This window comes from Phormidesmis priestleyi ULC007 (assembly GCF_003003695.1).
Lineage (GTDB): Bacteria > Cyanobacteriota > Cyanobacteriia > Leptolyngbyales > Leptolyngbyaceae > Phormidesmis_A > Phormidesmis_A priestleyi_A.
Genome location: NZ_PVWG01000024.1, coordinates 20,721 through 45,081, shown reverse-complemented (window position 1 = coordinate 45,081; position 24,361 = coordinate 20,721). Strand labels below are relative to the sequence as shown.

21 protein-coding genes, 1 tRNA gene, 1 pseudogene and 1 riboswitch are annotated in these 24,361 nt (G+C 47.9%); of the genes and pseudogenes, 8 read left to right on the top strand and 15 right to left on the bottom strand.

Features of this window, described 5'->3' with window-relative positions; genetic code table 11:
* Nucleotides 1-98: 98 nt before the first annotated feature.
* A complete protein-coding gene (locus tag C7B65_RS17775; protein WP_073073059.1) occupies nucleotides 99-1,058 on the bottom strand; it encodes an NAD-dependent epimerase/dehydratase family protein in 960 nt (319 codons plus the stop codon).
* Between the two features lie 32 nt (nucleotides 1,059-1,090).
* Nucleotides 1,091-2,188, bottom strand: a complete 1,098-nt coding sequence (gene hemE, locus C7B65_RS17770; RefSeq protein WP_425320468.1) for a uroporphyrinogen decarboxylase — start codon at nucleotides 2,186-2,188, stop codon at nucleotides 1,091-1,093.
* 237 nt (nucleotides 2,189-2,425) lie between these two features.
* Here hemE and C7B65_RS17765 point away from each other — a divergent pair, with 237 nt between their 5' ends.
* Nucleotides 2,426-2,731: a WGxxGxxG family protein gene (locus C7B65_RS17765; RefSeq protein ID WP_073073010.1), complete on the top strand. Its 306-nt coding sequence runs from the start codon at nucleotides 2,426-2,428 to the stop codon at nucleotides 2,729-2,731.
* A 69-nt stretch (nucleotides 2,732-2,800) separates the two neighbouring features.
* Here C7B65_RS17765 and C7B65_RS17760 read toward each other — a convergent pair whose 3' ends face one another.
* From C7B65_RS17760 to C7B65_RS17740, 5 genes are all read right to left on the bottom strand, one after another.
* Nucleotides 2,801-4,555 carry a serine/threonine protein kinase gene (locus tag C7B65_RS17760; RefSeq protein ID WP_073073008.1) on the bottom strand — a complete coding sequence of 585 codons (1,755 nt, stop codon included), beginning with the start codon at nucleotides 4,553-4,555 and terminating at the stop codon, nucleotides 2,801-2,803.
* Nucleotides 4,556-4,623: 68 nt separating this feature from the next.
* Complete coding sequence (locus tag C7B65_RS17755) at nucleotides 4,624-5,535, bottom strand: ATP-binding protein (RefSeq protein ID WP_073073006.1); 912 nt, start codon at nucleotides 5,533-5,535, stop codon at nucleotides 4,624-4,626.
* Between the two features lie 103 nt (nucleotides 5,536-5,638).
* Nucleotides 5,639-6,262, bottom strand: coding sequence for an L-threonylcarbamoyladenylate synthase (locus C7B65_RS17750; protein WP_073073004.1), 624 nt, complete (start codon nucleotides 6,260-6,262; stop codon nucleotides 5,639-5,641).
* A gap of 35 nt (nucleotides 6,263-6,297) precedes the next feature.
* Nucleotides 6,298-7,107, bottom strand: coding sequence for a DNA adenine methylase (locus tag C7B65_RS17745; RefSeq protein ID WP_073073109.1), 810 nt, complete (start codon nucleotides 7,105-7,107; stop codon nucleotides 6,298-6,300).
* A gap of 95 nt (nucleotides 7,108-7,202) precedes the next feature.
* Nucleotides 7,203-7,430 carry a DUF4926 domain-containing protein gene (locus tag C7B65_RS17740; RefSeq protein WP_219898631.1) on the bottom strand — a complete coding sequence of 76 codons (228 nt, stop codon included), beginning with the start codon at nucleotides 7,428-7,430 and terminating at the stop codon, nucleotides 7,203-7,205.
* Nucleotides 7,431-7,637: 207 nt separating this feature from the next.
* Between C7B65_RS17740 and C7B65_RS17735 the strand changes: the two genes are divergently transcribed.
* The 3 genes from C7B65_RS17735 to C7B65_RS17725 all read left to right on the top strand — a co-directional run bounded on the left by C7B65_RS17735 (nucleotide 7,638) and on the right by C7B65_RS17725 (nucleotide 9,899).
* Complete coding sequence (locus C7B65_RS17735; protein ID WP_073073000.1) at nucleotides 7,638-8,246, top strand: TIGR04282 family arsenosugar biosynthesis glycosyltransferase; 609 nt, start codon at nucleotides 7,638-7,640, stop codon at nucleotides 8,244-8,246.
* A gap of 5 nt (nucleotides 8,247-8,251) precedes the next feature.
* Nucleotides 8,252-8,950, top strand: a complete 699-nt coding sequence (locus tag C7B65_RS17730; protein WP_083583003.1) for a TIGR04283 family arsenosugar biosynthesis glycosyltransferase — start codon at nucleotides 8,252-8,254, stop codon at nucleotides 8,948-8,950.
* Between the two features lie 85 nt (nucleotides 8,951-9,035).
* Entirely contained in the window at nucleotides 9,036-9,899 is an 864-nt protein-coding gene (locus C7B65_RS17725) for a class I SAM-dependent methyltransferase (protein WP_073072996.1), read from the top strand.
* A 146-nt stretch (nucleotides 9,900-10,045) separates the two neighbouring features.
* Here the strand turns inward: C7B65_RS17725 and C7B65_RS17720 are convergent, their stop codons facing one another.
* From C7B65_RS17720 to C7B65_RS29650, 4 genes and pseudogenes are all read right to left on the bottom strand, one after another.
* Complete coding sequence (locus C7B65_RS17720) at nucleotides 10,046-10,720, bottom strand: Uma2 family endonuclease (RefSeq protein WP_073072995.1); 675 nt, start codon at nucleotides 10,718-10,720, stop codon at nucleotides 10,046-10,048.
* 37 nt (nucleotides 10,721-10,757) lie between these two features.
* Entirely contained in the window at nucleotides 10,758-12,179 is a 1,422-nt protein-coding gene (locus C7B65_RS17715) for a pentapeptide repeat-containing protein (RefSeq protein WP_244913229.1), read from the bottom strand.
* Entirely contained in the window at nucleotides 12,173-12,433 is a 261-nt protein-coding gene (locus tag C7B65_RS28840; protein WP_223257406.1) for a hypothetical protein, read from the bottom strand. The genes C7B65_RS17715 and C7B65_RS28840 overlap by 7 nt, the downstream gene beginning before the upstream one ends.
* A gap of 223 nt (nucleotides 12,434-12,656) precedes the next feature.
* Nucleotides 12,657-12,791 (bottom strand): annotated as a pseudogene (locus C7B65_RS29650) (pentapeptide repeat-containing protein); the annotation flags it as partial.
* 340 nt (nucleotides 12,792-13,131) lie between these two features.
* On the opposite strand from C7B65_RS29650, the gene C7B65_RS17710 reads away from it, so the two are divergent.
* Nucleotides 13,132-13,854, top strand: coding sequence for an HAD family hydrolase (locus C7B65_RS17710; RefSeq protein ID WP_073072990.1), 723 nt, complete (start codon nucleotides 13,132-13,134; stop codon nucleotides 13,852-13,854).
* Between the two features lie 27 nt (nucleotides 13,855-13,881).
* Nucleotides 13,882-13,954 (top strand) — tRNA-Ala (locus tag C7B65_RS17705).
* A gap of 283 nt (nucleotides 13,955-14,237) precedes the next feature.
* On the opposite strand, the gene uca is transcribed toward C7B65_RS17705, so the two are convergent.
* The 4 genes from uca to C7B65_RS17685 all read right to left on the bottom strand — a co-directional run bounded on the left by uca (nucleotide 14,238) and on the right by C7B65_RS17685 (nucleotide 21,013).
* Complete coding sequence (gene uca, locus C7B65_RS17700) at nucleotides 14,238-17,867, bottom strand: urea carboxylase (RefSeq protein WP_073072989.1); 3,630 nt, start codon at nucleotides 17,865-17,867, stop codon at nucleotides 14,238-14,240.
* 107 nt (nucleotides 17,868-17,974) lie between these two features.
* Nucleotides 17,975-18,616 (bottom strand): urea amidolyase associated protein UAAP2, encoded by a 642-nt coding sequence (locus tag C7B65_RS17695; protein ID WP_073072987.1) that lies wholly within the window; start codon nucleotides 18,614-18,616, stop codon nucleotides 17,975-17,977.
* Between the two features lie 21 nt (nucleotides 18,617-18,637).
* Nucleotides 18,638-19,363 carry an urea amidolyase associated protein UAAP1 gene (locus C7B65_RS17690; RefSeq protein ID WP_073072985.1) on the bottom strand — a complete coding sequence of 242 codons (726 nt, stop codon included), beginning with the start codon at nucleotides 19,361-19,363 and terminating at the stop codon, nucleotides 18,638-18,640.
* A gap of 67 nt (nucleotides 19,364-19,430) precedes the next feature.
* A riboswitch (guanidine-I (ykkC/yxkD leader) is annotated at nucleotides 19,431-19,536 on the bottom strand.
* 340 nt (nucleotides 19,537-19,876) lie between these two features.
* Complete coding sequence (locus C7B65_RS17685) at nucleotides 19,877-21,013, bottom strand: SAM-dependent methyltransferase (RefSeq protein ID WP_073072983.1); 1,137 nt, start codon at nucleotides 21,011-21,013, stop codon at nucleotides 19,877-19,879.
* Between the two features lie 125 nt (nucleotides 21,014-21,138).
* Between C7B65_RS17685 and C7B65_RS17680 the strand changes: the two genes are divergently transcribed.
* Both C7B65_RS17680 and C7B65_RS17675 read left to right on the top strand, forming a co-directional pair.
* Nucleotides 21,139-22,233: a fatty acid desaturase family protein gene (locus tag C7B65_RS17680; protein WP_073072981.1), complete on the top strand. Its 1,095-nt coding sequence runs from the start codon at nucleotides 21,139-21,141 to the stop codon at nucleotides 22,231-22,233.
* A 63-nt stretch (nucleotides 22,234-22,296) separates the two neighbouring features.
* Complete coding sequence (locus C7B65_RS17675; protein WP_073072979.1) at nucleotides 22,297-24,189, top strand: S9 family peptidase; 1,893 nt, start codon at nucleotides 22,297-22,299, stop codon at nucleotides 24,187-24,189.
* The last annotated feature ends 172 nt before the right edge of the window (nucleotides 24,190-24,361 follow it).

The window sequence follows — 24,361 nt, the reverse complement described above, 5'->3', positions numbered from 1 at the left end:
GGAGTCTCTGCTCAAAGTCCCCACAAGTGGGGGATTTAGGGGGCTTCCCGAATTCACAACCGGAGCGAACCAATTCCTGTCGAACTGACGTTAATTTGCTATCTGCGTCGCCGAGGAATTCCACTAATTTTTAGAACGTCGTAGAGCGTCGCACAGTAGGTCGGCAGCCCAAACGTCGCCGGACTGACCGCATTTTGGTAAGTGAAGTGCAGATAGTGGAGTGAAAACCGTTCCCAGTCGCCCATCTGAATGCGAAACAGAAAAATAAAGAAATCTGCCAGCCAGAGCGAGAGCGGAATGCGGAAATAGATTTTTTGGTTGAGATAATCACAGGTTTCTTCGATCGCCTGATTCACCGTGATTTTTTCGTTGCCTAACACCATGTCACGCGGCTCGTTTTCATCGGCAGCATGCTCAACGAGATGGCGCACCACTTGGGCAATATCTCGACCGTGAACAAAGTGAAAACTCCCCTCTGCGTCTAAAAATCGGATCAGCTTGATCCACTTCACCACATCTGATATTCCCGATGAGATGTGTGAGTAGGGATAGCCATCGCCGCCGCCCAAAACCAGAGTCGGAAAAACGGTCGTGACTTTGGGCGCGATCGCCAATTCTCCAAGTCTTGAATAGCAAATATATTTAGAGCGAATGTAATCGCTACCGATCTCTCCGGCTTCTTTGAGCGGCTGATTATCGCGACCCAACACACTCGCTGTGCAGAAATAAATCACCCGATCGCAAACGTCTGGGTCAAGCAGACTCATTAACTCCAGTGTTTTGACCACGTTGATCTCATGAACATCGTCGCCGCCCCAGGCTGTCGCCGTTAGCACCGCACAGTTAATGGTTTTCAGGAGACTGCTGTGCTGCCCAATGTCTCGCATATCAGCGCGAATCACCGTCACACCAGGACGAGCATGAACGTTTAACTTGAGCTTGTCAGGGTCTCTGACCAGCAAAAACAATTCATGCTCGGTTTCTTGAATTAAGGCTTCGGCAATGTAGTGACCGATGCAGCCACTCGCACCAGTCACCAAGATTCGCTTTAAGGTCATTTGAGCGCGGGTAGGGTGTCGGGGTTTCACCCTTAATAAGTTGATGTAGCTAGTAGCTTATCAACCTGTTTGGCAGTTTCAAAGAAGAACGCCGCATTTTCTTCAGGTGTAAGGGGAAGAATACCATGTCCGAGGTTGAGAATGTGTCCTCGATTACCTGCTTTGCGAATGGTGTCGAGAATGCGATCGCGGATGAACGCTTTAGACCCAAACAAAACGCCGGGGTCAATATTGCCCTGCACTTTGACATCTTTGCCTAATCGGGCCCGCGCATCTGCCATATCGACTGACCAATCAACCGAGACGATATCTGCCCCTGATTTTCCCATTCTTTCTAACACACCCGCGCTGCCGCTGACCAGCAAAATGAGCGGCGTGTCAGGATGGGTGGCTTTGACTTGCTTGAAGACCTGCTGCTGATAAGGCAGGGCAAACGTGTCGTAGTCTTGAGGGCTGAGTTGACCCGCCCACGAGTCAAACATTTGTACCACCTGAGCGCCACAGTCAATCTGATAGCGAATGTAAGTGGCGATCGAGTCTGCCAATTTCCCTAGCAGTTGATGCAAAATGGTCGGATCTGAGAACGCCATGTTCTTGATCACCGAGTAGGTTTTAGAGCCTTTGCCCTCAACCATATAAGCAGCCAGCGTCCAAGGTGCGCCGACAAAGCCCAACACCGTTGACTGGTTGCCGACTTCTTGACGCAGCGCGGTGAGGATTTGTTTGATAAAGGGCAGCGATTCTTCTGGCTCTAGGGGGCGCAGTTGATCGACTTGCGCCTGAGTGCGAATCGGCGAGTCAATAATCGGTCCTTTGCCCTCAGCAATATCCATCTCAACGCCCATCCCTGGTAGGGGCGTAACGATATCTGAAAAGAGAATCACGCCGTCTGGCTGAAACGCTTTCCAAGGTTGGAGAGAAATCTCGATCGCCACGTCTGGAATCTCGGAGCGCTCACGAAACGAGGGGTAGCGATCCCGCAAATCTCGATAGGCTTTCATATAGCGACCCGCTTGTCGCATCATCCACACGGGAGGACGATCGAGGGCTTCTCCTCGTGCCGCCCGCAATAAGTAAGGAACCTGCTGCCCCGTCATTTCCGCCTCTTTTGATAAGTGTTTCAAATTCATCTGTCAGCTTATCACTGTGAGTCTTCGCTTTGGCTGAGAAGTCTTGTAATGTAACGGTTTTGAAATGTTTGCCGAGAGTCAGGAGTCTTTCAATAGGTGTACGATCCCGATCGCTCAGTTAACCAAACCGCTACTTAAAGAAGATAGGGATCTCAAGCCTAAGAATGATTCTGAACGAGTAGAGACTGCATAGGCTTGTATTGTTCAAGCGAAATATTAGATTAAGGGACTTCAATCATGAAAACAAATGCAATCACTAAAGTTTTAGCAGCCAGCGCAGTTGCGATGAGTCTGGCAGTTCTCCCAGCTTCTGCTCAAACCGGAGGCACAGGCACCGGAACTACAGGTACAGGCACCGATGCGACGGGCACCACAACGACCCGAACTGATTACAATAATAACGACGATAGAAATGGTTATTGGGGCTTGATGGGCTTATTAGGTCTGTTTGGCTTGATGGGTCGCCGCAGCAAGCAAGATGACACAGCGAGTGCTTACCGTGACCCCAGCACGTCTGAAACGACGGGTTCACGCCGTTATTAATTCAGTCCTTTGATCAGGCATTTTTTGGGGCAAGCGTGATGTTTGCCCCATTTTCATTTTCAAGAAACTCTAGTGTAAATCTGCATCCCACACGGCAATGTAAATCCGATCGCGGTTATTGCGCTCAATTACGCCTTTCAATCCACCTTGCTGAAAGCTATATTGATTGGCTTGCCGTTGGTAGACACGCTGAAGCCCTGCCATCACATCGGCTGGGGCCTGACTGCCCAACATCCCGTTAACGGTGACTCGCATCAGTAACTCATCCAGCGAGGGAGCAAATGAGGCTTCGGTTTGACGGACTTTATTAGAGGTGCGATCGTAGCTATACGCTAAAGTCACCCGATCGGGAATGACTTCATACAAATCGCTGCGTGTGTTTGCCCAATAGCCTTTCTGGGTGGTGGTAGGTTCGCCCAAGGTAGCTTTAATCTCAGATTCAGACGTGCCTGTAGGAAAGCCTGGAATTCTAGAGGGAATTTGACCAGAGGGTTGAGATTCTTTGGGCTTTTGAGTCGGTTGGTCGGGCGGAGTGGGATCTGAGACTGGCGGGGGCGTTGGCTCGATCGAGACGCTAACTTTCGGTGAGGGTTGCGGAGATGCAGAGACAGTGGGACTGGGTGAAGATTCGGGGGATGGCGCGATCGAAGGCGAGGGTGAAGGTTCGATCGCAACGGGACTTTCTGACGGTTGAGGCCTAAATAGTAAAGCTGCGATCGCAACGACCATAATCGTGATCCCAGAGGCAGCCGCCATCCACTTCACTAATCTCAAACCGGATTTGCGCGGCGATGCTTCGATGCTTCGATGAGAACTGCCAATCTCGCCGATCACTTGTGTTCCGGTCGAGATTTCGCTAGGCAGGTTGCGATCGGGTGAACGAGGAATCGGCGGGCGCGGCACCATCGGGACAGTCGGCTCATGCACTTCGTAGAGATTGGGTGATTGAGAACCGCTTAAATTGCCTGGAAGGGTCGCTTCACGGGGGACAGTAAGGTCAGGACGCTGTGATTCAGAAGTTGGTAAGAGTTTTAGCCAAGCCTCCACCGTCGCCGGACGATATCGCACATCGAGTGCCATGCCTTGCATAATGGCTTGATTGACGGAGGCGCTGAGGTGAGGCTGCAACGATCGTGGGTCAGTCATCGGCTGACGATCGCGCAAAATCGAAGCGGTCGGAATCTGAGCCGTTAGCAGGGCATAAAGCGTGGCTGCCAGTCCATACACATCCGTGGCTGGGCTGCGCTTTTCTTGGACAAAATATTGCTCGATCGGCGCATAGCCTGACGAAATCATATTGGTGTGGGTTTGCGTCGAACCGGGCGTAAACTCACGAGAGATGCCAAAATCGATCAAAACAACTTGCTGAGTTCCGGTTCGTAGAATAATGTTTTGGGGTTTGATGTCTCGATGCAGCAGTCCGTTTTGATGCACCACTTGCAGCGCCGAGCCAATTTGCCGAATGTAGTGAATGGCGGTTGCTTCGGGCAGGGGGCGATCGGGAAAGACACACTCTTCTAGCGTGGGCCCAGGAATATAGTCCATCACCATAAACGACAAGCCATCTTCTAAGAAGAAGTCACTGACCCGCACGATGTTGGGATGAACGCAGATCGCTAAACGTCGGGCTTCATCTTGAAACTTACGCTGAAACTCTAAGAAGTTGGGATCGTTTCTCAAAGCTTCGTTGAGCGTCTTGATCACCACGACTTGATTGAGGTAGTGATGAGTCGCTTTGTAGTTAATGCCAAAGCCCCCTCGTCCGAGTTCTGCGTCGAGCGTATATTTGCCACCCTGTAGCGTTTTGCCGATTAGCGCATCCATGTTTTGTCGGTTGACGGCTTGTCCATTCTAAAACGACTTCACATTAACGTAATTTGCGGAACGATCGATCAGGCTTCTAGGGCAATCACAGGAATGGAACATTGAATGCGATTGAGCGGCTCTTGAGTGTCTGCGGAGTTTTCTAACCGTTCTAATCGCCCATTCATGACCTCCATCAAGGTTTGGCTCAACAGAAAGTTGAACCCCGACGATCGCGCTTTCAGTGGCTCAAAGGAATCTGATTTCGGCGATTCATCCGAGATCGTGACCGTTTTTAACAGGTCGATCGACTCACGCCAAAAATCCGCAGGGCGTTCGTCTTCTAACACCACATGGGCAAATTCTGAATCGACCGCGATTGCTGAGAGAGTGATTTTACCTTGCTGCATGGTGTCGATCGCGCTGTTGACCAAATTGAGCAACACTTGTCGAAACCACTTGGGGTCTGCCAGCACGTAAATCTCAGGGTCAGGCAACTCAACGGTCAACCACAAGTTGCGATTTTCGGCTTTGAGATGGGTCAAGTCTTTAACTTGTGATAGCAACCCTGCGAGTTGAACAGGCTGTAGCTCTAGCACGTCGGTTCCTTGCTCAACTCTGGCAACGCCAATGACTTCATCTAAAATCTGCACCATTTTGAGAGCAGATTCGTGAGCTTGAGTGATGAATTCTCGCTCCTCGGCGGTGTTTTCGCACAGGTCAGCCAGAATGAGTTGATGAACGCCAATGATGCCATTAAGGGGCGATCGTAGCTCGTGAGAGGTGCGTGAGAGAAACCCGCCTTTAAACTGACTCATCTCAACTGCCATTTGGTATGCCAGTTCAAGCTGCTGATAGCGGTTTGATAAAGAATCTGCGCCAGTTGTCGGTGCTACTGACTGAGAATTCTCTGGGCGGGGTTTTGTATGCCAGAGCCACCAGCCTGCTGTGAGTCCTAACCCTAGCCCGCTTCCCAGACACATCCAATTTATCCAGTTCATTTAATTAACACTGTTCTAATAGGACTTGACAGGTGCATCGAAGGGTTTCTAATCGAATGGGTTCCAGCCTCGTCATCAAATGATGAAGTGATTCACAAGTATTCTAAGATTCTCCCTGATTTGGCAGATTTAACTCGATCGCGCCTTGACGAAGAATCTCCCATCCGTGACCCGTCCATTTTGCAACAGTAGAAGGCATCCCGGAGCCAGCCTGATTGTCAAATTTTAAGCGATCGAGTTCCAAGGGCAACAGTGTCATCACTTCTAAAAATGCTGTCTCGATTTCAGACATGGTTTGGAGGGCGGGTTGTCCTGACTTGTTAGCGCTGGTGGTTGCTAGAGCGCCCGTCTCTGACAAAATAGCGCGAGCGATCGAGTGATTGGGGACTCGAACTCCGATCGTAGTGGGATTGTTGGGATTCATCGTGGCAGGCACGCGATCGCTGGCAGGAAGCACTAATGTTAATGCACCTGGTAAGTAGCGTTCAGCGACTTGTTGCCAAACTTGCCGCTCTGCGTCAGTACCAGTGACATATTGCCATAAGTCAGAGACTTCTGCTGCCATTAAGATCAGTGGTTTGTCTAAACTACGCTGTTTAGTAGTGAAGATTAGATCGGCTCGATCGGGTCTAGCGGCTAATGCTGGAATGGTATCGGTCGGAAAGCTGATTAAGTGATCACCCGATCGAACGCCATCAACTAGGGTTTGAAGAGAGACTTGAGACATTAGATTGTACGGAAAAAGAGAACAAAGATTCTATGTTAATAGTTTTGGATGAGTAGTTCTCGACCTTGAGCAGCACATTCTTGCTTGTAGTTGTTCATCCCATATTGAAGCGTCCATTCAGTAATATTGGCAAACTCGAACAACTTCCTAATCTCAGGAGAGTCGTCATAAGTAATTAGCCATTTGTGCTGACATTGACGCATGTTGTCAGCAAAACGCTCATGATCAAAAGCAGTATGTAGGTTTCCTCTCAAGCCGTAGAGCTTTGATTTTGTAGCACTTAAATAGGGCGGATCGAGGAAGATAAAAACGTTTTCGCCGTTTTGAAACAATAGGTTTTCGTAGTCGCCATGAGTGATGTGAATAGACGATAAGTGAACAGAGAGGTTTCGTAGCCTGGCGATCGATGAATCTGTAAACCTTCGGTCAAAAGCTTGCTGAGAGTAGCCACCTGAGTCAACGGTGCCTGAAAAAGTAATGCGATTTAAGACAAAAAAACGGACTGCTCGCTCAAAGTCACTAAGTTTTAGATCCTCACGAGTGAAATACTTAAATAGCTCTCTACCATCAATACATTTTTGTTTGATTCTGTCTACTTCGTCAGCCAAAGATTCGATCTCTGTTTTTGCATATAGCCAAAAGCAACACAAATCAAAGTTTAAGTCATTGACCCAGTATTGTTTTATTCGGCTACCAAATAGTTGTTTTACTGCAAGGAAAACTGAACCACCCCCTACAAAAGGTTCTCTATATTCGCCAACGTTTAACGGAATATGCGGAATTATTTTATCGAGAGCTTTTGACTTGCCCCCAGGGTAACGGAGCGGGCTTTTGGCTTGAGGCATAGTAGTAAGATACTTCCGTGTCATCGGTTTGTATGAAGTCACTTGCACTAGATCTGTTAGGGTCAAAATCTGCAAAAGGTACAAACGCAGCCTCTTTAGAGCAGTGCGCCTTCTGAAATAGGTTGATGATGCAGCACCATTAATTGTTCATCCCTTAAAGTTTCCACTGCATAATTTCGTCCTTGCGTATCGCTGAACTCAACCTCAAATACCCCAGGCTCATACACTTCAACAATAGTTCCAACTTGTCCACGATATAGCTCTAGTTCTGGTAAGTTTTCAATTAATGCAACAACATCCAGCAATTGCATGGGTGAACTCATTTGCTAAATCTCCTTAACGGCTTGGTCAGAGTTTGGCAACTTCATAGACACAATGATAAGTCTGTCGCCGCTCAACCGCATTGTTAGCTCGTTAAACCCGAAAGCCAAAGTTAAGCTTTAAATACGATCGCCCCAACCCTCATCAAATTCCTCAGCAGGAATCCAACATCTTCCTCTAAAGTGGGAAAGCTGTCTAAAAAGCGTCTGATGACCGATCGGAGATCTGCTGAAAAACACTTGATTATTTTTACTCGCTACCCAAAGCCAGGGAAAGCAAAAACTCGACTGATTCCAGCGTTGGGCGCAGCAGGAGCCGCAGCGCTACATCGGCAAATGGCAGAACACACGGTGTCACAGGCAAGACTGCTTCAAGGCGATGTAGACATTGATGTGCTGTTTGTGGGGGGCGATCGCGCTCAGATGCAAGACTGGCTCGGTCACGATTTGCACTATCACCCTCAGAGTGTTGGAGACTTGGGCGATCGCATCACTCACGCATTTCAATCAGCGTTCGATCGCGGTGCAAAATTTGTCGTCGCGATCGGAACTGACTGCCCTGATCTCGATGCGTCTCTATTAACACTAGCATTCCAAAAATTAGTCACTCACGATTTAGTCATCGGTTCTGCTACAGATGGTGGCTATTATCTAATTGGATTACATTACCCGATTCCAGATCTGTTTCAAAATATTACTTGGAGTACTTCGATTGTCTATCAGCAGACGATTGCGATTGCAGAGAAATTACAGTTATCAATTGCGAATTTACCTATGTTGAGTGATATCGATCGTCCCGAAGATTTGGAGAAATTCTGAACCCTGTGACCGAAACCATCTCTATTATCATTCCCGTTCTCAACGAAGCTCATCAGCTTTCTAAAATTCTGCACATTCTGCAACAAGCACTTGATGTAGAAATCATTGTCATTGATGGCGGAAGCCAAGATCAGACGCTAGAGATTGCAAAAAGAGCCGGAGTCAAGATCATCCAATCCCCGATCGGACGTGCCCACCAAATGAATGCAGGAGTCGCCGATGCAACAGGCGATATTTTGCTATTTCTGCATGCTGATACTCGGCTACCTAGAGACTTTGACCTCACGATTCGCGACACTCTCAGCCAATCAACGGTGATCGCAGGAGCTTTTCGTCTAAAAATCGATGCGCCTGGCTGGAAGCTACGAGTGATTGAATGGGGCGTAAATGCGCGATCGCGCTATTTGCAAATGCCCTACGGCGACCAAGCTATTTTTCTCAAAACCACGACCTTTCAAGCCCTCGGAGGGTTTCCTAACCTGCCAATTATGGAGGATTTTGAACTGGTGCGGCAGTTAAAGCGACAGGGACGAATCGCGATCGCATCCACTGCCGTGATCACCTCTGGGAGACGTTGGCAAAAATTAGGCGCGGTCAGAACAACGCTGATTAATCAGTGTGTGATTTTGGCGTATTTGCTTGGGGTGTCACCTGATCGCGTTGCTCAATGGTATCGCAGCGGCATGAAACGCCTGAGAAAATGATCCCGCTCAATGCACCGATCGGCAGAATTCATTAGACTAGAGCAAACCGCGATCTTGACCATTTATTGAATTCCATCTAGCGCTTATGGCAGTTCGTAAAGACACGATTTTTGAACAATATCTGGCACCGATCGCTCGTCTGTTTATCGACGAACCCGCCCTACGACGATTTTATGAAAGCATTGACTGGCCAACCGAGAGCGATCGCTTTCGAGATCCTCAACTCACTTATCCCACTTATTACAGCAGTCAAAACTTTCACAGCATCGAAAACGGCTATCTCAATATCAGTGCTGCCGTTTCCTACGATCCGATTACGCAATATGCGCTGCCTCCTAATGAAATGTGGGTGCGTCAGGGTTTAATTGATGCCATTCAAGCCAAACCTCGTCGCATTCTCGACTTAGGTTGCGGCACAGGCTCCACTACGCTTTTGCTGAAACAAGCTTTTCCCCAGGCTGAAGTCATCGGCATTGACTTGTCCCCATATATGCTCGTCGTCGCTGACCATAAGGCAAAACAAATGGGGTTGGAGATTCAATGGCAGCAAGGCAACGCTGAACAGACTCGCTTTCCTGGTGCCTCTTTTGATTTGGTTACTGCATCACTGTTGTTTCACGAAACGCCCCCGATCGTCGCCCAGTCCATTCTCCAAGAGTGTCATCGGCTTCTGACCCCTGGCGGCGAAGTTCTGATCCTAGATGGCAGCCAAAAAACCCTGAGACAGACCGAATGGTTAACTCAAATCTTTGAAGAACCTTACATTCAAGACTACGCTGCTGGCAACCTCGATGCCTGGATGGGAGCGGCGGGATTTGGGGCAGTTCAGACGCAGGAATTTTGGTGGATTCATCAAGTGACTCGCGGCGTGAAGCCGTTACTGGTTCAGCGAGTTCGACCTGAACAATTGATAATAGAAGATGGACAGTGGGCGACCCCTTGCGGGTAACTCGAAGAGATCGGCTAGAAGAATTAGACATTACAGATGATTTGGGTAGGGGCAATCCCCCCGTGGTTGCCCTCCGTCAGGGGTAGGCACGGGGGCGCGACCCCTACAGCCATCTCATCTCCTCATTTTGCAACGCTGAAAAATCTTTACGTTCGATCGTTTCCTCCCATCTCTTGCCGCAACTGCCGCAAAACTTGACTGGTGCCTTCCTGGAGAGCTTGCTGAACGCGATCGGGGATGAGTTGTGTAATGGGCAAATCGGGAAACACGAGACTGGTAGCTGATTCCTGATAGTTACTGTCGTTGAGCAGATTGATTTTAAGCTTGCCTTTGTTGTAGATCCAGACTTCGGGCACCTGAATTCCGGCGTAAGCTTCTAGGGTGGTTTTTGAGGTGACATCGGCTTCGATCGCTAAATCGGGCGGCGGATACACATCCAGATTCATCGACATCATGCACTCTCGCACTCGCTTTGCATTCTCTCCGATATAAAAACAGGTATCGGGTTCTAATCCAGCTTGCTTTTTTTTGCGTCGAAAGGTCGTCGAGCCAAAATCCTCCCAATCTAAATTTCGAGCATCCAGCAGGATTTTGACGAGATCTCCAATAATGCGGTTGGGACGTTCGTGGGCGGGTAAAGGTGACACAATTTCTAGCACTCCATTGCTGTAGGCGATGCGGGCACTTCGCTTTTCGCCCAGTTCTTCTAAGATGGCTTCAAATTTTTCCCAGGTGATGTCTGTAATGGTCAAGACGCTACCTGGTTCAAGCACAATGTTTTTGATGGGGACTGTGACTGGCGTTACGATTTGAGTGGTCATTGCTAAAACCTCGATCGCGCAACAAGTTGAAATTCGCCTACACGGGTAATCCTAACGCTTTGGCAATCAGGGGCAGCAGTTTGCTAGAGGCTTCTGCAAGTTTGGCGGTGTCGGGAAGGTTGGCGATCGTGCCTTTCAAAAAAATCATTGCTTTCTCACCGAGGGATTTTTTCTCTGGCTGTTCAGGGTTTTGTCCGACTTCTGCCAGGGTTTTGACTTGTTCTAAAGCGTTCGTTTTGCCTTTTCCTGAGAGTTCAGAATCGGATGCGATCGCCGTTTGCAGTTCTGTGAGCAGTTCTTTAATTCCAGGTTGTTCGGTTGTTGATTCTGGCAATTGATTAATCGTATTCGTCACGTTGCCGCTAATGTCACCTAAGTTGAGTGCTTGTCCACTTGCGTTGAAGTTTCCGCCAATGTTACCAATGTTAATATTACGGCTTGAATCATTAGTTTCTTGCATGGTTCCAGTTCCTACAGCTTGATTAGTAACGTTTAAGGGATGACGGGCTAACTCTAGAGCAATATCTTTAATGTCAGCCGATCGCAGTTGTTGCAGGTGATCGATTTTTGCTTGGAGTTGTCGCACCTGATCTTCATAGGGTTTGAGAAAGTCTTGAGAGATTTTGGCTTTGTCGGCATCGGGGGCGACTTCTAGCGTTAATAACGCATCGCTGCCTTTACGTTCGATCGCTAAAATCGATTCATGGGTGATGTCTGGATTTTTTTGCATCAATTCCTGAAAGGCTGCGGCAAAGGCTTCTCGATTCATGCCGTCGCGAAGCAGAATTTGGACGGTATCCATAATCTTTTTGTAGAGCTTCTCAAAGTCTCCGGGCTGAAACACTTTGTCGGGGTCGTGGGGGCGACGTTCTCGACTACCGATCGCGTTGGGTTGCTCTAGCAAATAGACAAACTGACAATCGACCCGATCGAGTTTTGTGGTGTGGTCGATGTTCCAAGATTCTAGACAAGCTCCGGTGAGATAGGCTTGGCTAAAGTCTGCTCCAACGGCGAGGGTTTTGGTCAAATTTGCGTGATTGAGATTGGCTTGCTGAAGGGCTGCATGGCTCAAATTTGCCTGTTCTAAATTGGCGCATTCGAGGTTGATTCCTTTGAGATTTGCATTGTAGAGATCGACATTTTTATAGGATTTTTTGTAGCCGTTCCGTATGGTTAATAATTCACAGACCGCAGGGTTTGCAAGAATGGAAGTTCCGAGACGGGCACGATCGAGCTTCGTGGCGTTTGACCAACAGACTTGATGCAGAATGGTTTGTTTTTGTCTGGTGTGATTGAAGTTGGTGCTTTTGATAATGGCTTTGGTGAAGTCTGCATCGGTGAGATCAGCGCCGCAGAAGGAAGTGCCCCCGATCGCGCCGAAGGCAACTCCGATTGTCCGAATGAGCGCAAATTTTTCATCGCCCCTTAATGCACGCCAAGCGATGTAAGCACTCAACAACGTGAAAGCGACAGCGACAGCACCAGCGACAGCACCAGCGATAGCACCAGCGACAACGACAGCGACAGCACCAGCGATAGCACCAGCGATAGCACCAGCACCAGCGATAGCACCAGCGACAGCGACAGCGACAGTGGTAGCACCAGCACCAGCGACAGCGACAACGCCAGCGACAGCGACAACGCCAGCACCAGCGATAGCACCAGCGACAACGCCAGCACCAGCGATAGCACCAGCGACAGCAATGACAACAAATCCAAGAGCTGCTGCTATGCCCTGACGAATCGTAAGAGTAAAGAAGAGGGTATATATCAGTAGTACAATGCCACCCGCAACAGGATTAAAATTATCACCAGGAATGAAATAATAGATTGCTAGGTATCCAGCAATACCTGAGAACAATCCTGAGAAAGCTGATAGCAACAATGAAAAAATCACTAAACTGACTGCCCATCGCTTTTGCAATCCTGCTTTTGCCCCTGTAAAATTTGCCCCTCTCAAAATTGCGTTGCTAAAATTTGCCCCTCGGATATCGGCGTGCGAAAAATTTGCCCCCGTCAGATCTTGCCCTCTAAAGTTACGTCCTCGCAGATTTTGACCAGAGAAATCCATAGCAAAGAGGGCTAAGTGGGTTTAACAAACCAGTATAGAAAAATAAAAACAAATCCGGTAGTCTTTCCTGAGATTGGGGCAAGAGATCCTACCGTGTACACACCCCTCTTTCGATTCGTTATGGCTGAGACCTTCGCCCCCTAAATCCCCCAAAATTGGGGGACTTTGAGCCAAGACTTCCGGTTTCAAAGTCCCCCAGAATGGGGGATTTAGGGGGCACAAGCCGACTCAAACGGAGCAATCAACGACTTGTGTATACTCGGTAAGGAAAGAGATTAGGGGTTTGAACCGATCGCTTCTCTCCTCCTGGTAAAGTGAGAGTAGTCTTTTTCATTTCTTCATGGTGCTCAAAGCAGTTCTTTTCGATTTCAACGGCGTGATCATCAATGACGAACCGCTTCACGAAAAGTTGATTGAGCAACTTCTGATCGAGGAAAATCTTCGCCCCAAGCCAGGAGAATTTCGGGAGATGTGTTTAGGGCGCAGCGATCGCGCCTGTCTCTCAGATCTGCTAGAAAGTCGCGGCAGAATCGTCAGCGATCGCTATCTCGACGACCTGCTCGATCGCAAAGCCAAAGCCTACGTGCAGCAACTCTCAGTCTTAGAAACCTTACCAACTTATCTGGGGCTAGACGATCTAATCTTTAATCTTCGCTCGACTCAGTGCAAACTAGCGATCGTCAGTGGTGCCAGCCTGAGTGAAATCGAGCTTATCTTAGAACGATGTAAATTGCGGGAATATTTCACTACGATCGTGTCGAGCAATGACTTAACCGTAAGTAAACCCGAACCCGATGGCTATCTTCTAGCAGTTGATCGCTTAAATCAGACGTTTCCCGATCTCGATTTGCATCCGGCTGAATGTTTAGCGATCGAAGACACCTTCGCAGGCATTGCCGCCGCAAAACGGGCAGGCATTCCCGTAGTCGGGGTTGCCAACACTTATCCGTTCCATATGTTGCAGCGCTGCGCTAATTGGACAGTAGACTATCTCTCAGATCTAGAACTCGATCGGGTTCAGCAAGTTTTCTCTAAAGAGACTCTTGAGTCAGAAACAGAGTAGTTTTGAGATGGTAGAATATCACTAAACGGGGAGTTAGCTCAGTTGGTAGAGCGCTGCGATCGCACCGCAGAGGTCAGGGGTTCGATTCCCCTATTCTCCATCCCCTAAATTAACGTCAGTTCGATGAGTTCTTTCGCTTTGTTGTTGAGCGCTTCTGCCCCCCAACCCCCCAATTTTGGGGGACTTTTAGATAAAATTTCTCGTTCAAAGTCCCCCAATTTTGGGGGATTTAGGGGGCAGCCCAGATTTGCAACCCCAGCGAAAAGCTTCATCGAATTCACGTCAAATCAATTGTTCATTAAGGAGCTATTTATCAACAAGTCATCAGAGCGGTAGTTCAAAGTCTTGTTGTCTACATTCCAGGCTACTTGTTGATTGTTCTACTAAACCTCAGTCTGAATCACAAATAGAACCTGATCGATCGCAACTAACTGCCCCTGAGTGCATCGAACATTCAGAATCGTACCTGAAACCGGAGCGATGATCGCGATCTCCATTTTCATCGCCTCTAACACCACGAGCTTATCTCCAACCTCAACTACGTTTCCTTTTTCGACTACAATCTGCCAGACATTAGCGGGCATGTGTGCCTTCACCACCTCGCTGTTGGGCGACAATTCTAACTCGCTTTCTGGGATTGCTGCGGGAGGCTCGATCGCCGTCTCAACTTGAATATTGAGTTCTGCCCAGCGATCGCGCTCTGCTTCAAACGCGGATTGTTGGGTTGTTTTGAACGCGATCGTTTCGTTGGCTATCGATCGCAAAAACTCGTTATAGTGTCTCAGACTAAAGGTTTTTTCCTGAATCTCTAATTTCACCTTGCCCTGAATAAATGCTTCGCGATACTTCAACAAGTCAGGGGCAGACATGGGATAGAACCGAATCTGATCAAAAAAGCGCAATAGCCAGGGTTTTCCTGCCTGAAAATCAGCCGTTTGTTGATAGCGATTCCACATCTGCACAGTGCGACCCACAAACTGATAGCCACCGGGGCCTTCCATGCCATAGACGCACAGATAAGCGCCCCCAATGCCGACCGCATTTTCGGGTGTCCAGGTGCGAGCGGGGTTATATTTTGTTGTCACCAACCGATGACGCGGATCGATCGGAGTCGCGACGGGTGCGCCTAAATAGACATCGCCCAATCCCATTACTAAATAGCTGGCGTTAAAGACAATTTCTTTGACTTGTTCAACACTGTCTAAGCCGTTAATCCGGCGAATGAATTCAATATTGCTGGGGCACCACGGCGCATCACTTCGCACCGATTGCATATATTTTTGAATCGCCAATAACGTCGATTCGTCTTCCCATGAGAGCGGGAGATGAATGATTCGCGTCGGGACTTCCATGTCCTCGATCGCCGGAAGTTGCTTTTCAGCAGCTAGTAACGTTTCTAGCAGTTGCTCTAAGTGCAAAACCCGACTGTCATAATGAACTTGTAGCGATCGTATTCCTGGTGTTAAATCTAGAATTCCAGCAATCGGATTTGATTGCAGCCGCGTCATTAGCGCATGAACTCGAAATCGCAGATTCAAATCTAAAACCAGTTCGCCATATTCGATCAAAAGATATTTATCTCCTGATGGGCGATAAGTCACCGCGATTTGATCAGGTGTTTCAGAAATCTCGTGCAGTGTTGCTCGATCAGATCTGTCTTGTGTTAAAAATTCTGATGGATTAGTAATCAATACAGCATCTTTAGACGGTATATTTTTTTGCAGCGTGTTAATCTCTTGATCTTGCTCAAGTTCTTTTTGCAGCGCTTCCGCAAACGTTAACTGATGGAATCTAATTGTGTCACCTGGTTTAAGCTGCCCCACTTTCCAGAGGTCAGACTGCACGATCGTAGCAGGACAGACAAATCCACCTAAGCTCGGCCCATCGGGGCCCAAAATCACAGGCATATCTCCGGTGAAATCGATCGTGCCGATCGCATACGCGTTATCGTGAATATTCGAGGGATGCAGACCCGCTTCGCCGCCGTCCGTCCGCGCCCACTGTGGCTTTGGGCCGATTAAACGAACCCCCGTTCGAGAAGAGTTGTAGTGTACTTCCCAATCGGTTGCAAAAAAGGTCGCAATGTCTAACTCTGTAAAGAAATCTGGCGCACCGTGAGGGCCGTAGAGAACGTTAATTTTCCAAGTGTTGGTGTAGTGCGGAATCAGGGTTGAAGGAAGCGATCGGAGAGGCTGACTTTCACGAACACGATGTAATTTCAGCACGTCTCCGGTGCGAAGGGTGCGTCCGCAGTGTCCGCCAAATTGCCCTAACGTAAAGGTGGCTTTGCTGCCCAAATAATCGGGAATTTTGAATCCGTTTTGCACTGCGAGATAGGTTCTACAGCCGTGTCCTTGAATCGATTTAAGCCGTAAAATACTGCCCGCAGAAATCGAGATCGTCGTCCACAAAGAGACGGGATTGTCGTCGATCGTGGCTTGCATCTCAGCTCCCGTCAGACAAATCACGGCATCGGTGTTAAAGCGCAGCGTCGGCCCCGACACCGTAAACTCTAGCCCTGCTGCATCCGACGAATTGCCCACCAACTGATTAGCAAACCGAAACGCCAACGAATCCATTGGCCCTGATGGAGGTACACCTACATCCCAATATCCCGTACGCCCCGGATAATCTTGAATCGTGCTGAAGGTTCCCGGTTCTAAAACGTCGATCGTACTGGGCGTATAGTGGAATGACTCTAGAAATCGCGTACTGATATCACCAGTGTTGTAAGTCTCATTGTCTAAAATTTGTCTTAGATAATCTAAATTACATTCAAGTCCTGCAATTTGGCATTCATCGAGCGCTGATTTTAATTGCTCGATCGTGTCTTCGCGACTATCTCCATGCACAATCACCTTCGCGATTAAGGGATCGTAAAATGGTGTAATTTCAGTGCCGCGATCGACCCACGTATCACACCGCACAGAATGGGGAAACACAACCTCTGTCAAGAGTCCAGAACTTGGCTGAAAGTTTTTACCCGGATCTTCTGCGTAAATTCTGACTTGAATCGAATGTCCTTTAGGCTGATGTCGATACTCCTCTAACGGAAATAGGTCATCAGCCGCTAATCGCACCATCCACTCGACTAAATCAACTCCGGTCACTTCTTCGGTGATGCCATGCTCAACCTGTAAGCGAGTGTTGACCTCTAAAAAATAAAACTCGCTTGTCGTTGCATCAAATACAAACTCAACTGTGCCTGCTGACTGATAGTTAACCGCTTTAGCAAGTCTCACCGCCGCATCTGCTAAATCGTGACGAAGTTGATCGCTGATTCCGGGTGCAGGCGTTTCTTCAATCACTTTCTGATTGCGCCGTTGAATCGAGCAATCCCGCTCACCGAGAGCAATCACGCTGCTGCCGTCACCAAAAATCTGCACCTCTAGATGTCGGGCCCGATCGACATATTTCTCTAAATACACCCCACTTTGACCAAAATTATTCTGACTCAAACGCTGAACAGTTTGAAATAATTCTGGCAATGCGGCTTCGGTGCGACAAAGCTGTAGTCCAATTCCGCCGCCGCCCGCAGTGCTTTTGAGCATCACCGGATACCCGATCGTACTCGCAGCAATCTGCGCCTCTTCTAAGCTTCCCAAAAGCGAACTCCCCGGCAGGAGTGGCACTTGATTTTGGGCGGCTAACTCTCGCGCCGTATGCTTTAGCCCAAACCGTCGCATCTGATCCGGGGTTGGGCCAATAAACACGATATTTGCAGCCGCACACGCTTCCGCAAACTCAGCATTCTCGCTCAAAAACCCATACCCCGGATGGATCGCTTGAGCATCTGTCTGCTGCGCTGCCTCTAAAATTCGCTCCCAGCGCAAATAGCTATCGGCGGCGATCGCTGCTCCAATTTCCACAGCTTCACCCGCCATTGTCACATGACGAGCATAGGCATCTGCTTCAGAATAGACCGCAACCGAGGCAATCTTGAGACGATCGAGGGTGCGAATAATTCGACAGGCAATCTCACCCCGATTTGCGACTAAAACTTTGTTAAACATGGTGAATAATCAGGAGATTAGCGTGTCAATGCGGGAATCTGTGTAAGGGCATGGCACTGCCGCGCCCATTGTCTTTGCAAATAACCGATATGATTTAACTCACAATCTTAAAACACATCCCAAATCAATAATTGAATCGGAGTTGGATTGTAAGCATTACATGGGTTATTCATCTGTGGACAATTAGAAATCACCACGAGCGCATTCATCTCAGCGCGCAAATCTACAATGCTGCCGGGATCAGAAATGCCATCGACAATTTCTAACGTGCCGTCTTTGCTGACAGGGACATTCATAAAGAAATTGATGTTGCTCGTCATATCCCGTTTGCCCATTCCGTAATCTTTGAGGGCGTAGAGAAAATTTTCGACACAGGCATGCTGCCACTTTTTATCTAACCCAAACCGCACCGAGTTGCTTTCACAACTGCACGCACCACCCGATGTATCATGCTTCCCGCAGGTGTCTTTAACCACTGTCATCAGCACCTTTCCATCATTAGAATAGAGTTTCGTTCCTGTTGTAATGAAAATATTGTTCTGCATCCGAATCGTGTCAGGCGCACTATATCGCTCACTCGGATCATCGGCATTGTAGACCAAAAAATCGACTGCCTGATTGCCTCCTAAATCAACAATTCGTAGAGTCTGACCTTTTTTGATCACTTGTGCCCAAGGCTTTCGGGCGGCGAGGACTTGATCGTAAACGGCTAACTTAGGATCTAATTCGGGTTGTGTGGTTGAAATCATTGTGTGCTCCTGCGTAGTGAATTAAATAAACAAAGCATCCGTGTTTTGAAACCCGCGAATCGCTTCGGGTGATGCAGTTCGACACAAATCATTAACACTCGGATCAGGCGATCGCCAAACCACAACGCGAATGGGTTTAGGATCATAAGTCGAAATCGGATCGAGCACATGCGGACAATTTGAGAGAATTGCTAAAACATTCATCTCTGCTCGCAAATCAATCAAGTCTTCTGCCTTAGAAGCGCCGTCTATCCACGTCATCGATCCGTCTGGCTCAACGACCACTTGAGAGAACAGATTCAGATTCGGCATAATGTCTTTTTTGCCCATATTTCGCTTAGTCAAAGCAAGTAGAAAATTGTCGCGAGAGTTGCGGTTGTCATCGCTATATTTGGCGGCATTGGTGGCAACATTGCTACATCCCGATAATGTGTCGTGATGTCCACTCGTATCTTCAGTCAGCGAGAACAACACGCGCCCCATATCGGAGTAAAGCACCATTCCCTTTTTGAGAAAGGCGTTGAACTGAATTTTTGCCGTGTCTGCCGCGTTATATCGCTCTACAACATTGTCGGCGTTGTAGCACAGCATTGAGACTCCTCTAGAGCCTTCTAAATCGATAATTCGCAGGGTGGTGCCGCGCTGAATCACCCGCGACCAGTAAGCCCCACCCGGAACAATTTCATCCCAAATAATCAAAGCGGGATCAATCTCTAACGAATGCTCGGTTGTTGGCGCTGTAGACATGATTGGCTCCTTAACAATAAATGGCAAAAGCCCAGGAAGCCGCAAACAGTGAAAGACTGCTGTATGGCTCTCCCGGGCTTTTTTCCCGCCGTGTGACCGTTTGATTAGAAACGGTTGCTTCTCTCGGACCAGACGTTTAACTGAGCTAAACCGGAACCCTAGAAGCGAATTCTGTTGTGCTGTGCTGCGATCGTGAAACCAAAAACTAAAAGATTTGCAATTAGTATACGTCTTTTAGCAAAGATTCAACGTCTACAAAACGGACTATTTTAACGTCAGTTCGCTGCGTTCTTCAGCGCTTCAGCCCCCTAAAACCCCCAATCCTGGGGGACTTCAAGCCCAGAATTGAGGTTCAAAGTCCCCCAATTTTGGGGGATTTAGGGGGCAGCTCAGATTCGCAACCGCAGCGAAAAGCTTCATCGAATTTACGTTATTTTACCTCTCCTTACTACTAACAAAACTGCCAAAAGAAACCGTATCGAGAGATACATTCCCTCACCAACCGAGTGTTCATCAATTATTGTGAACCATGAGAAACTGACCGTTGCCGTTAATCTCACCATCGCAACAGGCAAAGTTGGAACCCAGCCAGATCAGATAAAATCGCCAGATGCGACGGAACTTAGCCGGGTCGATGCCATAGCCTAGATTTTTAACCTCGTCATAGCTATCATCAAAGTTTTTCAGCCAAGCTTCAAAAGTTTGGTGATAATTTGTGCCATTCAGATACCATCTATCGATCGTTTTGAAGTCTTTGTTGAACGTAGGAACGGTATCAAAACTCCAATAGCGACCGTGAGGAAAGATGTATTTGTGCGTAAAAACGCTAGAGATGTTGTTGGGAGTGCGAACCGTGATGATGTGAAGGAAAAACTTGCCCTCTGGCTTTAAGAATGAAGCCAATTTTTTGAAAGCATTGGTTAAATTTCCGACATGGCAAAAGACCCCAACGGAAACAATTTTATCAAACTTTTCTTCAAACTGAACCTCGTTGAGATCTCCTTCTACAAGCGTGAATCGACCTGAACTGAGATAACTCTCAGGATCTTGCATCTTTTGACGCATATATTCACACTGCTCATGGCTGAGATTCAAGCCCGTAAATCTGACATTCGGAAACTTAGACAAGATATAGTTTGGAACGCAGCCCCAACCACAACCAAAATCTAAGATGTTGTCGCCATCTTGAATCTCAAGTTTTTCAATCATGTCGTCGATCATGTGCATTTGAGATTGCTCTAGATCAACCGCTCCTTTTTCCCACAACCCCATGCTGTATTTGGGGTAAATCACCTTCCAATCACCAATCATTCGATTCAACATGCCTTGGGGGAGATCATATTGAATCTTCATCAACTCCTTAGAGCCTTCTGCCAAGTGGTCAGTTTCTCCTAAAACCCATTCATACGGGGCGAGGAGTGATGGGAAATGCTTGAAAATCACAGGCATACAGGTATTAAACAGCGATCGCAAAACCGAGTCGGGCACCTCTAGCCCATTAATATAAGACTCAGCGACCGCCATCTGCACCGCGTTCACAACTTCGACGACCCCGCGAGTTGCTCTATAGGCTAAGGGGTTTTTAGCAGAAATATCACCGACAATAGGAACGTAGCGCTGAAAATCTTGTCCAGTGGATAGGGAAGTCATAGAATTATCTCCAGGCATCCTCTGATGGATTGAAGTAAGATGCCACAGAGAAAATAGTTTTTAAGGCTTCTTAAGCTTATTTCAAGCTTGTCTCAACATATATCAAACTAAGCTTACAAAAATTTATGAATGTCATCGATCGCGAACGCTTGATTACGCAAGCAGAATATGCCAAGCAATTGCGCCCTTTGCTGCCTCCAGAAGCATTTCTTTCTGACCACAGCAAAGTCTGGATCTTGTTGATTAACGTTGCAATTTTAATCTTGGGCTGGGGAATTGCCGATCGTCTGCCCCAGTGGAATGGCTACTTCTTGTGGCTTTATTTACCGCTCACTTTGGTGATGGGAAACAGTGTAATCGTTTTAGCATTTAGTACTCATGAGGTAATGCACAGTTGTGCGATTAAGAATCCACACTTGAGACGGATTGTTAGTCTTTTAGGCTGGACAATATTATGGACACCCCCCACATTATGGAAGGCTGTGCATAATCGGGAACATCACAACAAGACCAACTCTTTGCACGACCCCGATCGCAACTATTTGCATGAGCAACCCAAAAACTGGGGAAAATGGATTCGGAATCTCCTCACCCCATCGGCAGAAATTCATCCATTCTGGTTAGGAGTTGGGATGGCTCATGCGTGGGGCTATCACACATTTTGCAACTTAATGTCAGTGCTGTTGTTTAATGATGGTTTAACCGAGTTTCCTCCGGCTGCATTCAAAGTGAGCTTAAAGGAACGCAGGGCGATCGCGCTTGAATTCTTGGTAATGTTAGGCATTCACCTCAGTATCTTAACTTACCTCGGATTTCATCCTATAAAACTGCTGCTTAGTTACTTTCTGCCCATCTGGATTGGCTACAGTGGTGCCATCTTTTACATCTATACCAATCATCTAATCTGCCGGATGACCAGCATTAACGATCCGCTAGTTAATAGCCTTTCAATCAAGGTTCCCAAACTATTTGACTTACTCCACTTGAACTTTTCCTATCATACAGAACACCACATTTTCCCAGGCATCAACTCAGACTACTATCCAGTCGTTCAAGAACTATTGCAGGCTCGATATGCCGATCGGTTCAATTTGTTGGATGCTGGAGAAGCTTGGCGCTTGATCTTACAAACACCCCGACACTATAAAGATGAGAATACCTTTACCGATTGGTCAGGAACAAAGTCTGTCCCCTGTCCCCTTTCTTCTACAGACGATTGAGAAATGAAATTCTTCTCAACTTTTATAGCCGCTATTCTTGCAGTTGTTCTACTACCTTCCTTTATGGTTCTTGCTCAAGGGGCTGCGATCGCGCCCAACGAAAATTTAGTGACTGAGGGCATTCCCTCAATCCCCGCTACGCTTGCCGAAACCGTCGATCGCTATACGCAATTTCGATCGGCGAGTTTGTCGAGTTGGCATCCGACTAAGCGAGAAATGTTGATTTCGACGCGCTTTGCAGACACGCCACAGGTGCATTTAGTCAAGTTTCCGTTGGGCAGTCGTCAGCAGATGACGTTCTTTCCTGAGCGGGTGAGTGGGGCAACCTATCAGCCCACTCAAGGCGACTATTTTGTGTTGAGCAAAGACATCGGCGGCAACGAGTTTAGCCAAAATTATCGCCATAACTTCGAGACGGGCGATGTGACGCTGTTGACCGATGGCAAATCAAAAAACAGTCGCGGCATCTGGTCAAATCGCGGTGATCGCATGATCTACACCTCCACTCGGCGAACGGGTCAAGATACTGACTTTTACAGCATCGATCCCGCAAATTCGCAGAGCGATCGCTTACTCTCCACAGTGGAAGGTGGGGGCTGGGGCGGATTGAGTTGGTCGCCTGACGATCGCCAACTGCTGATTCAAGAATATGTATCGGTGAATGAAAGCTATCTTTGGCTAGTAGACACGCGATCGGGTGAGAAAACTTTAATCACGCCTAAAAACGGCAAAGAAAAGATTTCTTACCAGGGTGGCGTATTTAGCAAAGATGGCAAAGGTTTGTATGTCGTCAGCGATCGTGACTCAGAGTTTTCTCGTCTCGCTTACGTTGACTTAGCTACGTCTCAACCCACTTATCTCACGAGCCAAATTCCTTGGGATGTTGAAGATTTTGATCTCTCTAAAGATGGCAAACACCTCGCCTTTGTCACCAACGAAGACGGAGCCAGCGTTCTCCATATCCTAGATACCGCTACCCGCAAGGAAATCTCGCTGCCAAAATTGCCAGTCGGATTAGTTTATGGCATCACCTGGCATCGCAACAATCAGGATTTGGGCTTCACGCTGATTTCTGCGCGATCGACCGCCGATGTTTATTCTCTAAATCTGGTGACGAATAAAGTCGATCGCTGGACAGAGAGCGAAACAGGCGGTTTAAACACCTCCAAGTTTTCAGAACCAGAACTAGTGCGCTGGAAGAGTTTTGACGACAAATCAATCTCTGGATTTCTGTATCGTCCGCCTGCCAAATTTGCGGGCAAACGTCCGGTGATCATCGACATTCACGGCGGCCCTGAAGGACAATTTCGTCCCGTTTTCTTAGGACGCGCCAACTATTACTTAAACGAGTTGGGCGTAGCGATGATCTTTCCCAACGTGCGCGGCTCTACAGGCTACGGCAAAACGTTTCTCAAGTTAGACGACGGATTTTTGCGAGAAGATTCTGTCAAAGATATCGGCGCACTGTTGGATTGGATCGCCACCCAACCTGATCTCGATAAAGATCGAATTCTAGTCACAGGCGGCAGCTATGGCGGCTATATGTCTCTCGCCGTGGCAACCCACTACAGCGATCGCATTCGCGCCTCGATCGATATTGTCGGCATCTCAAACTTTGTCACGTTTCTCGAAAAAACCGAAGGCTATCGACGAGATTTGCGCCGCGTCGAATATGGCGACGAACGCGACCCCAAAATGCGAGAATTTTTGCTGAAGATTTCGCCAGTTAACAACGCCGATCGCATTCAAAAACCTCTATTTGTGATTCACGGCAAAAACGATCCGCGGGTGCCGCTCAACGAAGCCGAGCAAATCGTCGCAACCGTGCGAAAAAATCAAGTTCCGATCTGGTATTTGATGGCAAAAGACGAAGGACACGGATTTTCTAAAAAGAAAAACGTTGACTTCCAGTTCTATGCCACCGTCACCTACGTCAAAGAAACCTTGCTCAAGTAAATCAGTTCGATGAGTTTTCTCGCTTCGTTATTCAGCGCTTCAGCCCCCTAAATCCCCATTTTGGGGGACTTCAGACCTAGACTTTCAGTTCAAAGTCCCTCACTGGTGGGGGATTTAGGGGGCGTTTCGGAGGTGCAACCGCAGCGCAGGATCTTATCGACATGATTTAATA